This window comes from Halomicroarcula saliterrae (assembly GCF_031624395.1).
Taxonomy (GTDB): Archaea; Halobacteriota; Halobacteria; order Halobacteriales; family Haloarculaceae; genus Haloarcula; species Haloarcula saliterrae.
In genome coordinates, this window is sequence record NZ_JAMQON010000001.1 from 1,313,497 (window position 1) to 1,324,715 (window position 11,219).

The window sequence follows — 11,219 nt, forward strand, 5'->3', positions numbered from 1 at the left end:
TTAGGACTCGATGTCGACCGCGATGTCGTGGTAGACGACGTACACCTGGTCGATGTCGTTCCCCGGCTGGTACGTACACTCGATATCGTCACCTGACGACGCACAGGTGAACCCGGCTCCCTCGAAGTACGCCCTCCAGAGCTCCGTCCGCGGCGTCCCGCGGAGCCGCACGGTGACGCTGTCGACATCGTCGGCCGTGGTGTTGTACGCCACCGAGGTGGCCTGTCGTCGCCCCCGGACGAGCACCGTCGACCCGCCGAGTGCCTGACGGTCCGGCCGGTTGAGACCGACGACGGAGACGAGGACGCGCTCCTCGCTGACGACGAGCGGTGGGTCGTGGACGCGGATTCCGCCCCCGTCGGCCGTCCGGAACACCGCCCCCGCTTCGTACACCAGTTGGCGGTCCTCGGCGCCGCGGTAGATTATCGGCCGGAGCCGCCACTCGGGGCTCCGCCAGGTCCCACTACTGTCCGTGACGTTTACCAGCATCGTGACGTTCTCCCCGGTCTCCAGCTGGGCCTCGCCGAGACTTATCTCCGTAGCGCGGCTCGGTGCGTCCCGTCGATGGATGTCCGCGAGGTTATCCGCGAGCACGTCGAAGGCGCGCTCCGCGTTGTCCATCTGCTCGGCGGTGCGAGCGTCCTGGAGGGTGCTGAGCCCGCTCACCGAGATGATACCCACGGCGGACACGACGAGGCCGAACACCAGCACGTAGCTGACGACCTCGCTCACGGCGCGCTCAGACATCCTGCACCTCCAGATGTTCGTCACCGGCGTCGTAGCTGATGCGGATGGTACCCCCGCTCACGGCGCTGTCGCTGAGGTCCGTCTCCGTCGTGACGCCGACCCGAACGCTCACCTCGGGACGGGACGTGTTGAGGACGACGGACGACCGGCTCTGGTCAAGCCCGACGGTGTAGGTCGACCCAGTGACCGAGTTCGAGAACGTCTGGTTCACGGAGACGACGACCGGGCTGTCGGTGTCACCGGCCCGCACCAGGCGGTCCGCCCGCTCGATGTCCGCCGCCAGCTGCTGGCCGACGACGGTGAGTTCGTCCCTGATGACCTGGTCGCGCTGGGTCTCGACGTAGCTCCCGCCGGCGATGATGAGCCCGGTGATGAGCAGCGTGGCGATGGCCAGCGAGAGGACGTAGCCGAGCGTCGTCGAGACCGCACGCGTCTCAGACATCCGCTTCACCCGGGGCGACCCGAACGTCGGTCTCGTAGCGCATATCGGTCGTCAGATACGTATAGCGGACCGTCACGTCGTAGAGCGCGGGGCTCGACGCCGGGGCGGTGCGCAGGGGCGAGACCTCGGGACTGAGCGGCGACCGCCGGTACAGGACCATCGAGAAGTTCCCGGAGATGGCGTCCGCGTTGGCAAAGGAGATGTTGTACGACTCGGTCGTCCCGGGTGTTACCCCCGTGCCGGCGCCGAAGTGGAAGTTCCGTCCGGTCGGTGCGGTGCCGAGCGCGTCACACTCCTCGCCGTCGATAGTGCCGCCGGTGACGTCGATGTCGACGGACGCTCCCGGCCCGTCGTGAGTCACTGTACAGTCCTCGACGGCGGTGGTCGAACCGACGTCCCGGAGCGTCCGAACGTGGACGGTGTCGCCCCCCGATTCCCAAATGCGTGCGCGCCAGCTCTCCTGTACGCCCGTGGCCGGCGTCGACTGGGCCCGTATCTCGAAGGCCGAGCCGTTGTCCGTGGCCGTGATGGAGTTCGCCTCTATCTCGAACGCCCGCGTCCCGTTGGCGCCGTCGGCCCGGGAGACCAGGCCGGCCACCTGGTAGCTCTCGTCGCCGGCGTCGTCGGTGAACGTCGAGTTGTTCGACTGGTAGACGCGCACCCCCGGCGTCGACGACTGGTAGGCCACGTCGACCACGCGCCCCGACCGGGCCGACTGGCGGCCCGTCTGCTCGGAGATGTTTCTGACGCCGGCCTGAACAGCGGTGGCGAGCGCCGCGGCGGTGGCGTTGTCGTTGCGGTTCGCCGCCGCGACGCTGTCACCGACGTTCGCCTCGACCATGGCCCGCATCGAGAGCGCCCCGTTGCTCCCCGTCGTCTCTCCCCGACTCGCCAGGTTCTCCGTGAATATCGCGGAGTTGACGATGAGCGCCATCACGACGAAGATGACCGCGAGCGCGAACGCGGCCACGAGGATAATCTGCCCGCGGTCGTCCCGCCTCAGATCCGCCACGCGACCACCTCCACCTGCACCGTGTTGTACAGGTTGCCGCCGACGTCCGGCATCGGATAGGTGACGTTCTGGGCCCCGAGAGCCGTCCCGCTCGGCGTCCCGTCAGCGTCGTACAGCGGGTCGTCGTCCCGGAGTGTGACCGTGTGGGCCGCCGTGACGGCGTTGTCCGTCGGCACGCCGCTGTAGACGTACTGTCGCGTTATCGGCTCCCCGTCGTCGTTCTGGAACCGGAAGTAGACGTTGTAGGCGATGCCGTTGTCGTTGAACGCCCGCTCCAGCATGCGCCCGAAGCGGTTGTCCGGCGGCCCCGACGTGTAGAAGCGCTGGACGTCGACGCCGTGGTGGCGCGCGGAGCTGTTGTTCCAGTACAACACCGCCGGCTTCAGCGCCCCTGTCTGTGCGGCCACCGCCAGCACGCCCTGTCCGGTCGCCTGCTGCTGGTTCTCGATATGCTGGCTGGACGTGCTGGCCGATAGCGGCGTCACAGCGGTCATCTGTAGCGCGAAGATGAGACTCGACAGCATGAGCAGTCCAGCGACCGTCGCCTCCAGTGTGTGTGCTTGTGCTCGCATGTTACCACATCTCCACGAACAGCGTCACGTCCGCCCCGTCGATCGAAACCACCCGGACCGACGTGACCGACGGCTGGGTCGTCGGAACTGGGTCGCCCCGGGCGAACGTCGTATCACAGTCCCCGCTCGACGATTCTACGAGCCCCGTGTCCGTCCCGGTGCTGTCCCAGCACACGAACTCCTCTCCGCTCCCGGACGCCGTGAGGTTCCCCCGGAGACTGACGTTCACCTGCTGATAGCTCGACGCCACCCCGACCTGCGATTCGAGGCTTCCGCCCGGGAACGGACAGCCCGCCGAGTTGCCCTCGAAGAACGTCACCGTACAGTAGCTGTCCAGTGCGTAGGGCTCAGCCGGGGACGCCAACATCCCGACCGCGAGCTGGTCCGCGACTCTGTTTGACGAGACCGTTTCGTCCTGTGCACTCGCCGTGAACGGCGAGAGGATACCCGGAATGAACAGGAAGATGAACAGCAACACCGCGAGGAAGATGCTCACGCCGATAGCGAAGTCTATCGTCGTCTGTCCCCGGTCGGTTCTGCGAGCCGCTGGGGAGTCCCGCGGCTCATCGCTGTGCTGTGTGCCCATTTTTAGACCCGTTGTGACCCGCCGACTGTTTCGTAATCGACTGTCGTGGACGATATTAGCCATTGTGGCCGAACCACGCTATCGACTGTCGTCCCCGAGTCGCTTCGATGGGTTTAATAAACGCCGTCGGATACGGTTGGTTGCGAACGCGGGCTCGTAGATCAGGGGTAGATCACTCCCTTGGCATGGGAGAGGCCCCGGGTTCAAATCCCGGCGAGTCCATTTCTTCGCTCACGTCCGTTCGCTCAGTCGCGGACTCGCCAACCCTCGCGAACCCGAAGGGTTCGCTCAGTCCCGGCGATGTCATTTCTTTCCGTCGCTCCGTCAGTCCACGATTCATGTCACTCGCGAGCGACTGAACCGCGTCTGTTCGAGGCGGGACAGAGCCGTATCTGTCACGCCCCGCAAAGCGGAGGGCAGCGAACGTCCGGGCGGAGCTCCCCGTCGAGTTCAGATACCGCGATTTTCGCGCGTTCAGTCCGAGACGCGTCACCCCGCGAAGCGGAGACCAGTTTGTCCGGCGAATCGCGTGGCTCACGAGCGGTCCGTCACCGGCGACACGGTCGTCCCTACGTCGTGTCCCTCTATTAAACTTGAAGAGAAACTGCCGACAGAACCCCTCAGGACCACAATATCGGTATTATAGACCGATCTCACCGATAGTTTTTTGTGCGCGTGAGATGATTTAGGGTAAGATGGGTCAGGGCATTTGCTTATCGTCGGACGGACGCGGGGTCTCTAACGTCGTTGCGGTGATACTTCTCGTCGGGCTCACACTGGTAGGGGTCGTCGCTATTCTCGCGACAGGAGTGGTGACCATCGACGAGACGAACCAGGATGCGAACATGGAGATCGCCGAGGAGTCGATGCTCCAGATAGACAGCGCACTAGAGCAGGACAGTGGTGGCAACACGTCGGTATCGGTGCCGGACCAGTTGGAGGGGAAGGTGGCCGTCTCGAACGACCAGTCGTACCGGCTAACGCTGAACGAGAACTCCCAGTGTACGACCGGCTCACGCGACCTGAGCAGCGTCGAGTACGAGGAGAACGGGCAACGGGTGGCCTACGAGGGGGGCGGGGTGTGGCGGCTGACTGAATCGGGTGCGACGATGACGTCGCCGCCCGGGGTCGAGTACGACGAGGGGTCTCTCTCCGTCTCGTTCATCGAACTCGACGGTCGGATCACCGACTCCAGCGAGTTCACCACGAAGGCCGACACCTCGGAGCAGCGGCGACACCAGTTCCGGCTCACTCGTGGGCTGTACACCGACGGCACGTATAGCTCGCCACCGGCCGACGGCAGCCTCAACTACATCTGCCGACCCACACAGGTAGAGAACGCCACGCTGACCATCGAGAACAGCCAGTACGCACGTGCGTGGAAGGACTGGGCCGAGAGCAACTACGACAGCGATCTGGTGACTGTCAAGACGAGCGGAGACGTCGAGCCCGGAGACGACGTGACGATTCGGTATTCGCTGGGAGACGTCTCGGAGGCGGAGTACGAGGTCACCGATATCCGAGCGAGCCGGGCCTCGGGTAGCGGTCCCGTTACGGTGAACGCGACGGTCGAGAACGTCGGTGGACTGCGGGAACGGAAGGATATCGAGTTAAGGTACGGCACCTACAGCGAAACCAAGACGAAAGGAATCGGCGGAGGCGATACCAAGTACGTGACCTTCGAGATTCCAAAGAGCGAGGTGGTGACGGGGACCAACACGATGACCGTCGAAACGCCCTCTGATACAGCGAACGAGGACATCACGTTCAACAGTATCAGCGCCGTCCCCAAGGTCACGCTCCAGGCCGTCTCGGTTCCCAGCGAAGTCGCCGTCGACGCGGCGCCGAGTGGGGCCAACCTGGAGGTGATAAACACCGGCGGAATGACCGCCTTCGATACGGTCACCATGGATATCAGCGACGGGCCCGAAGTGACCTACAACGTGACGGTGGCACCGGGTTCGTCGAAGGACCAGCCCGTGGGAGCTGACCTGCCGACGGACAACACCGGCTCACACGACCTCGTGTTCAGTAGCCGTCTGGCGTCGAGCGACGTGAGCAAGACGCTCACAATCGGCGACGTCGGCTACTTCGCGCTGGAGGACGTGTCAGCGCCCTCCGACGTCCGCCGGGGCGAGACAGTCCGACTGGAGGCGACAGTCAACAACACCGGTATCAAGGAACTTCGAGGGGAGATCGACGCGAACATCACCAACCTCGATACGGGTACCGAAGTCGAGGCAATCGACCCGACGGAAACGCCGGTAACACTGAGAGGAACTGCGACGGGGCCGGACACGAAGGACATCTCGCTTTCCTACACGGCCAACACCCGAGGGAACTACAGTTACCGCCTCGAAACGCCGAACGAAACCCGAATCGGTCAGTTCTACGTCGGGATACCCCCGGGGCCGAACCTCATCGTCAGGAGTGTGAACATCACCCAGGACCCGGTCGATATGGGTAGCGAGACGACATTCGAGGTGGAAGTGGCAAACACCGGTACGGAACCGGCGGACCAGACGGTCAGGCTGAACACCTCCGACGGGAAAGTGGTCAAAGAGACGGACCTGAACGTCTCCTCGGGTGACTCGGAGGAGTTTGACTGGACAGTTACCACAGACGAATCGGTGTTTATCGACGGATTCAACGAGCTCAACGTCACTACCGAGAACGTCACGCTACCGACGTCTCTCAACGTCAAGGACCCGAGTACGTACTCGAGAAACGACGACGGCAGCGTCACGTTCACCGAGGCGGTAAACGTGACAGTGTCGATGGAGGGCGCGGAACTCGAGGCGAACACCTCCGCCGAAGGCGAGGAAGTCTTCGAGTACGGCGTGACTGTCGAGATGTCGCTGGTGATAGAGAACGAATCGGGCCGGTTCGAGAAGGTGCTGTGGGAGGACGTTCCGGAGACCGGAGCGGACGTCGGCCATCCGATCGCCGAGCGGGCGATGCAACAGGACGACGAGCCGAACTCGTATACCGAAACGCTCCGGTTCGACAACGGGACTACCTTCGCTCTGTACGCGACGAGTTACTACTGCCGTGACTGGGACGTGACGGACGTGGTGCATCCGGACCGTGGTATCGCCGGGAATCTTCGGGATACGACCGGGATAGCCTGCGATGACGCGGGCGGTGAACGGCTCCGAATCGGACAGGGAACGAATACGGAAAACGTCGTTATCAAGAAAGACGGGGAGAGCGTTCCCGCCTACGACTCCGGCTCGCCGTTACAGCTCACGCTCGACGACATGCTCGGAGACGAGAAGATAGACGACGACGGGAACCTCAATCTCGCGAACGGTGAAGCGGTGTTCCTCTACGAGCTCTCCCAGCAAGACGCCGACCCGGCCAACGCGACAGACAACACGGGCGGCGACCCGGACTACAACGACGCTATCGCGCGGTTCCAGGTCGAAGAGATAAACAAGACGGTCAAGACAGAGCCCAGCTTCGAGATTACGAACGTGGACGTGCCGGCACGGGTCGGTGCGGGCAACGACGCCGGGATGGAAGTGACCGTCCGCAACAACGGTGGACAGGCCGGAAAGACGCCCGTCGAAGTGACGATGGACGGCAAGACGTATCAGAAGACAACCGACGAACTCTCCACCAACGAGACCGACGATCTGACCTTCGTGCTGGATACGTCCTCGGGCTCGGTCGGGAAGAACTACCGGGTCACAGCCAGTGCACTCGAGACGCCGAGGGCCGAGTGGGTCGGGTTCGTGACCGTCGGCGAACCCAGCGAGCCGTTCTTCCAGGTGAGCGGACTCACCGGGCCGGCCGTGGCCGACGACGACGACTCACCGGAGGCGGCAGTCAACATTACCAACGTCGGAACCAGCGACGGCAGCCAGGAGGTCGTTCTGGAGTACAAAAACAACGACACGGCGAGTGCGACGTGGCAAGAGGAGAGCACCACGACACTCTCGATAGACCCCGGTGAGACGGTAAACACCACCCTCGCCCTGCCCGATAGCAAAGGGAACTACACATACCGCGTCAGGACGGAGAACGTCACGAGTTCGGACCTCGAGCTGTTCGTCGGCTCCTCGGACGTCTACGTGGCCGAAACGAACTCCATAAACATCGGTGCCCAGGAGTACGACGCAGGGACCCTCGTAGAGCGCAAAGGCAGTATCACGTCGCTGAACGTCGAACTGAAGAACAACGGGACCGTCGGAGACGAGCGGGACGTCCGGCTGGAGATCTCGAACGACAGCTCGACACCGGTCGACCGGACGATACGCAAACAGGTCGGTGGCGGCGACCTGCTCGGACAGGGCAGCGTCCCCGCCTACGCCGACTTCAACGCGGAGCTCGACCCCGGCTTCTACACCTACACCATCACGGTGTACGACGACACGCCGTCGGACGGGCCCGGCCACGAGGTCAGTGGGCAGCTCTACCTGCGCGCCGTATCCAGCGACATAGCCGACGCCGACAACTCCCCGATAACGATAGACTCGGGGACAGTGACTGTCGGCTAACTGGAACAGGCGTTCTTTTTGTCCGCTGCTCGGAGCAGCGGGTCCGGTGACCGGCCAGCGGTACTGTGGTCGTCTCACAGCGGGTGTACCAGCCCCCGCCCGCACTCGACGAGTGACACCTGGAGCGAAAACCGTACGCTGCCGGGGGAGACACAGTCGTCGTCAACCCATCGGAGCTGCCGGTGTCGCTCTGTGAAAAGCCCAGTCGCCTTCGACAGCACACTGGCGACCGACTGCGCCGCGGGCCTCAGTTTATCACGTTGATGCGGACCGTCGTCTGATGAACGACGACTCGCTCGATGGAGTCACACGTGTAGCTCGGACCGGAGCCCGTCCAGCCGCCGCTCGTGAGCGTCTCCCCCCACGAGTCCGGGCGCGCGGTCTCGTCGGTGTAGACGGTGACGCTGTCGGTCTCTCTGGTCGTGAGGCTCTGGTTGACGAGTTCGCTCTCCAGCGTGACGCGGCTGTCGGACGAGATACTGAACTCGCCGACGAGCCGCGTCACCGGGAGATGCGCCGTCTGGTCGCCACACCGAAGCGGTGGCCGGCGGACGACGACCGACCCGCCGTCCTGTGCACGGAACAGCGCGCCGCTCTCGTAGACCAGCTCGGTGTCGGTGTCGGTCGTCCGGACCAGCGCGCCCGTCCTGTTCTCTATCCGCGTCGGGTTCCCGCTGACGCTCCACTTGAGCAGCGAGTCGGAACGGGTGAGGCTGTGCCCCTGGAGTTTGATCGTCGTGGACCGGCGCGGGGCGCTGGCAGTTCGGTGGTCGGCGAGCGTCGAGGCGTAGTTGCGCATCGTCTCCTCGGCGACGTTCGATTCGGTGCCCGCCTGAACGTCGCCCAGCGTCCCGATGCCGGTGACCGTGACGACACCGATCATGAAGATGATGGTGGCGAACACGAGCGTGAACGAGACCACGTCGGACACGCCACGCCGTCGGCTGGTCACGCGGCTCGCACCTCCAGACAGGGCTCCGTCGCGTCGTAGACGACCTGGATCGGTCCGCCCGTGACACGGCTCTCACAGACAGCGGTCGTGTTCTTGAATCGAACCTGCGTCCGGCGGTCGCTCGCCGTCGAGTTGATGTAGATTGTCGTCCGGTCGGCGCTCGGGTCGAGGTGGATACGATACCCCTCGCCACCGACCCTGTCGGGGTACGCCGAGGAGAACGAGATCTCTTGTGAGACACCGTCGGTGTCGAACTGGTCGAGTCGGACGAGGTCACTGGCCACGCCCGACCCGACGTCTATCAGTCCCTGTCGGACCGTGTTGTCCCGTTTGGTGTCGATGTACGACGACCCGCCCAGAAGCAGGCCCGTAATCAGTATCGTCGAAATGCCGATGGTCAGCGCCTGCGTGACGGCCGGTGAGACCGCGCGTGTGTCCCCGATCATGACGTTTCGTTCACCAGGATAGTTCGTTCGTAGCTCGTGTCCGGCCCGACGTACTCGATCTCGACCGCCGGGTTGAGTACGCCGGGGGTGACAGCGGGGAACGTCCCGGAGCCGACGAACCTGAACTCGCCATCGTTACTACCGGATTTATCGAAGGTGACCGTGTACGGACCCGAGAGCGACGCGTCGTAGGTTGTGAACGTCCCGCCGCCCGAACACGTCCCTTCGGTGATGTTCACTGTTACCGGCGTGGTGCCGGTACAGCCCGGCACCTCGCTCCAGCCGGTGCCGTCGTCGACGGACACCTTGGTGGTTCCCGTACTCGGTTCCTCGTACACCCGGACGGCCCAGAACCCTGAGTCACCCGATATTCTGACCTCGTAGGCGGCCGTAGTCCCGGGGTTTTGGACGTTAGTGACAGTGAAGTTGAACTCGGTTATCCGCTCCGACCCGGTGACGAGGTCGTCGTTCCAGTTCCCGTTCGACGGGCCGGGTCTGGACAGGGTACTCCGGTCGACCTCTCGCAACGAGTCGCCGGGGCTCACCGTGGCGTTGACGTACACCCCGTCTCGCTGGGCGCTTGTCCGGGTGTAATCCCTCGAAAAGTTCCAGAGCGAGCGATTCAGCTCGTTTATGTTGCTCGTGTCCATCTCGTTCGCGAGCGCGCGGACGCCCCGCTCGACGCTGGCTTCCCGGTCGGCCGTCCTGTCGATGTCGCTCACCGTCTCCGAACTGGCCGCGCTCTCGGACACGACGAGGCTGTTCGACAGCGGGATGGCCGTCAGGAACACGATGGCGATGGCGAGCCCGCCGAGGAGCAACACCTGCCCGCGGTCGTCGGCTACCATACGACCAGTCGCACCTCCACGACGTTGTACAGCGACGACTTCTCGTCGGTGTCCTTCTGGATGTAGAACTCCGAGTCGTCCTGGATGTCGATCGGAATCGAGTTACACCGGTTCCCGTTGCGGATGTCCATCCCGTCGGTCAGCGTCACCGTCGTCGAGGCGGCAGCCGCACTCGTCGGTGGTCGCCTGTCCGACTCCTGTGAGGTCTCGGAGACGAGTCGCGTCTCCCGGCTCTCGCTCTCGTTCCAGTAGCTAAAATAGAGGTTGTACTGGTCGGCCTGACTGTCGAACGTGGTGTTGAGCATGGACTCGAAGGTCGAACGGGGTTCGGGACGGTCGCCGTCGATGGCGCGAGCCGACGAGAAACAGAGCACCGCATCGCGCAACGCTCCCGACTCCCCGGCCAGCGTCAACACGTCACTGGCCCGGTGCTTGAGTTCCTGTGTCTCGCCCCGCGTCGTGTCTTCCCAGGCGCGGGTATCGATGGCCTGCAAGCCGTACACCGTCGCTGTGACGACCAGAATGGCCGCGAGGACTCCCTCCAGCGTGTACGCCTGACCGCGGTCTACCATATCCGAACCACCACCCAGCAGACCGTCCCGCAGTCGTAGTTCGTCAGCTGGACGACTCGCGAGGACGTGACTGGCTCGGAGCGACGGTACTCGCCCCACGCCAGTCGCGACCCGTCCATCGCAGGCGTCCGGTCGCCGCTGTCGAGCGTCGTCCCGTTGACGATGCTCACGTTGACTATGGGGTCCGTCCGGCGGTCCGACTGCACGTCTGCACCGGCGGCCTCGATGAGACTGGTCAGTTCCTTCGTGGCACCGGCCGACTGTGCTCTCGAAAGATTGACGTCGATACTGCCGGGGCCGGAGTCGTATCTGAGGACGTTGCGGTCCCCCTCCGTGCTGTAGTTCTCGACGACGTACGAGGCGATACGGTCGGCCTGGGGCTGTTCGACCCCGGGCGAGGTCCCCTCGTACACCGCCAGCGCACCGCCCTGCGTGAAAAAGAAGGCACCGATAACCGTCACTAGGAGGACGCTAACGCCGATTGCGAAATCCTGAGTGGTTTGTCCCCGAATCCCCATACTTCTGCCTTCCGTTCTGACC

At 64.0% G+C, this 11,219-nt stretch carries 11 protein-coding genes and 1 tRNA gene; 2 read left to right on the forward strand and 10 right to left on the reverse strand.

All coding sequences use genetic code 11. From position 1 onward, the window contains the following. From NDI56_RS07200 to NDI56_RS07220, 5 genes are read right to left on the reverse strand one after another with little or no spacing between them, the layout of a single operon-like run. The gene (locus tag NDI56_RS07200) at positions 1 to 747 is read right to left on the reverse strand and encodes a DUF7289 family protein (RefSeq protein WP_310918760.1); all 747 of its coding nucleotides are present in this window, start codon (positions 745 to 747) and stop codon (positions 1 to 3) included. Next, on the reverse strand, positions 740 to 1,189 hold the full coding sequence (locus NDI56_RS07205) for a DUF7266 family protein (RefSeq protein ID WP_310918761.1): 450 nt from the start codon (positions 1,187 to 1,189) through the stop codon (positions 740 to 742). Before NDI56_RS07205 ends, NDI56_RS07200 begins: the two co-directional genes overlap by 8 nt. Continuing rightward, the gene (locus tag NDI56_RS07210; RefSeq protein WP_310918762.1) at positions 1,182 to 2,201 is read right to left on the reverse strand and encodes a DUF7261 family protein; all 1,020 of its coding nucleotides are present in this window, start codon (positions 2,199 to 2,201) and stop codon (positions 1,182 to 1,184) included. The genes NDI56_RS07205 and NDI56_RS07210 overlap by 8 nt, the downstream gene beginning before the upstream one ends. Further along, positions 2,189 to 2,773, reverse strand: a complete 585-nt coding sequence (locus NDI56_RS07215; protein WP_310918763.1) for a DUF7288 family protein — start codon at positions 2,771 to 2,773, stop codon at positions 2,189 to 2,191. Before NDI56_RS07215 ends, NDI56_RS07210 begins: the two co-directional genes overlap by 13 nt. Before the next feature lies 1 nt (position 2,774). Beyond that, positions 2,775 to 3,359, reverse strand: coding sequence for a DUF7287 family protein (locus NDI56_RS07220; RefSeq protein WP_310918764.1), 585 nt, complete (start codon positions 3,357 to 3,359; stop codon positions 2,775 to 2,777). A 150-nt stretch (positions 3,360 to 3,509) separates the two neighbouring features. On the opposite strand from NDI56_RS07220, the gene NDI56_RS07225 reads away from it, so the two are divergent. Then, a tRNA-Ala gene (locus NDI56_RS07225) sits at positions 3,510 to 3,581 on the forward strand. Positions 3,582 to 4,054: 473 nt separating this feature from the next. After that, positions 4,055 to 7,861 (forward strand): DUF7289 family protein, encoded by a 3,807-nt coding sequence (locus tag NDI56_RS07230; protein WP_470303404.1) that lies wholly within the window; start codon positions 4,055 to 4,057, stop codon positions 7,859 to 7,861. Between the two features lie 247 nt (positions 7,862 to 8,108). Here NDI56_RS07230 and NDI56_RS07235 read toward each other — a convergent pair whose 3' ends face one another. Genes NDI56_RS07235 through NDI56_RS07255 form a run of 5 tightly spaced genes read right to left on the reverse strand, consistent with a single transcriptional unit; the run spans position 8,109 to position 11,140 of the window. Continuing rightward, positions 8,109 to 8,813: a DUF7289 family protein gene (locus NDI56_RS07235; RefSeq protein WP_310918766.1), complete on the reverse strand. Its 705-nt coding sequence runs from the start codon at positions 8,811 to 8,813 to the stop codon at positions 8,109 to 8,111. Then, entirely contained in the window at positions 8,810 to 9,259 is a 450-nt protein-coding gene (locus tag NDI56_RS07240) for a DUF7266 family protein (RefSeq protein ID WP_310918767.1), read from the reverse strand. The genes NDI56_RS07235 and NDI56_RS07240 overlap by 4 nt, the downstream gene beginning before the upstream one ends. Continuing rightward, entirely contained in the window at positions 9,256 to 10,107 is an 852-nt protein-coding gene (locus NDI56_RS07245; RefSeq protein WP_310918768.1) for a hypothetical protein, read from the reverse strand. Before NDI56_RS07245 ends, NDI56_RS07240 begins: the two co-directional genes overlap by 4 nt. After that, complete coding sequence (locus NDI56_RS07250; RefSeq protein ID WP_310918769.1) at positions 10,101 to 10,679, reverse strand: DUF7288 family protein; 579 nt, start codon at positions 10,677 to 10,679, stop codon at positions 10,101 to 10,103. Before NDI56_RS07250 ends, NDI56_RS07245 begins: the two co-directional genes overlap by 7 nt. Continuing rightward, the gene (locus NDI56_RS07255) at positions 10,673 to 11,140 is read right to left on the reverse strand and encodes a DUF7287 family protein (RefSeq protein ID WP_310918770.1); all 468 of its coding nucleotides are present in this window, start codon (positions 11,138 to 11,140) and stop codon (positions 10,673 to 10,675) included. Before NDI56_RS07255 ends, NDI56_RS07250 begins: the two co-directional genes overlap by 7 nt. Positions 11,141 to 11,219: the final 79 nt, after the last annotated feature.

What these genes read in the sequence shown, in the direction of transcription:
- NDI56_RS07245 (WP_310918768.1), bottom strand. Translation starts at nt 10,107, where the DNA reads ATGGTAGCCGACGACCGCGGGCAGGTGTTGCTCCTCGGCGGGCTCGCC.
- NDI56_RS07215 (WP_310918763.1), bottom strand. Translation starts at nt 2,773, where the DNA reads ATGCGAGCACAAGCACACACACTGGAGGCGACGGTCGCTGGACTGCTC.
- NDI56_RS07220 (WP_310918764.1), bottom strand. Translation starts at nt 3,359, where the DNA reads ATGGGCACACAGCACAGCGATGAGCCGCGGGACTCCCCAGCGGCTCGC.
- NDI56_RS07250 (WP_310918769.1), bottom strand. Translation starts at nt 10,679, where the DNA reads ATGGTAGACCGCGGTCAGGCGTACACGCTGGAGGGAGTCCTCGCGGCC.
- NDI56_RS07240 (WP_310918767.1), bottom strand. Translation starts at nt 9,259, where the DNA reads ATGATCGGGGACACACGCGCGGTCTCACCGGCCGTCACGCAGGCGCTG.
- NDI56_RS07200 (WP_310918760.1), bottom strand. Translation starts at nt 747, where the DNA reads ATGTCTGAGCGCGCCGTGAGCGAGGTCGTCAGCTACGTGCTGGTGTTC.
- NDI56_RS07230 (WP_470303404.1), top strand. Translation starts at nt 4,055, where the DNA reads ATGGGTCAGGGCATTTGCTTATCGTCGGACGGACGCGGGGTCTCTAAC.
- NDI56_RS07205 (WP_310918761.1), bottom strand. Translation starts at nt 1,189, where the DNA reads ATGTCTGAGACGCGTGCGGTCTCGACGACGCTCGGCTACGTCCTCTCG.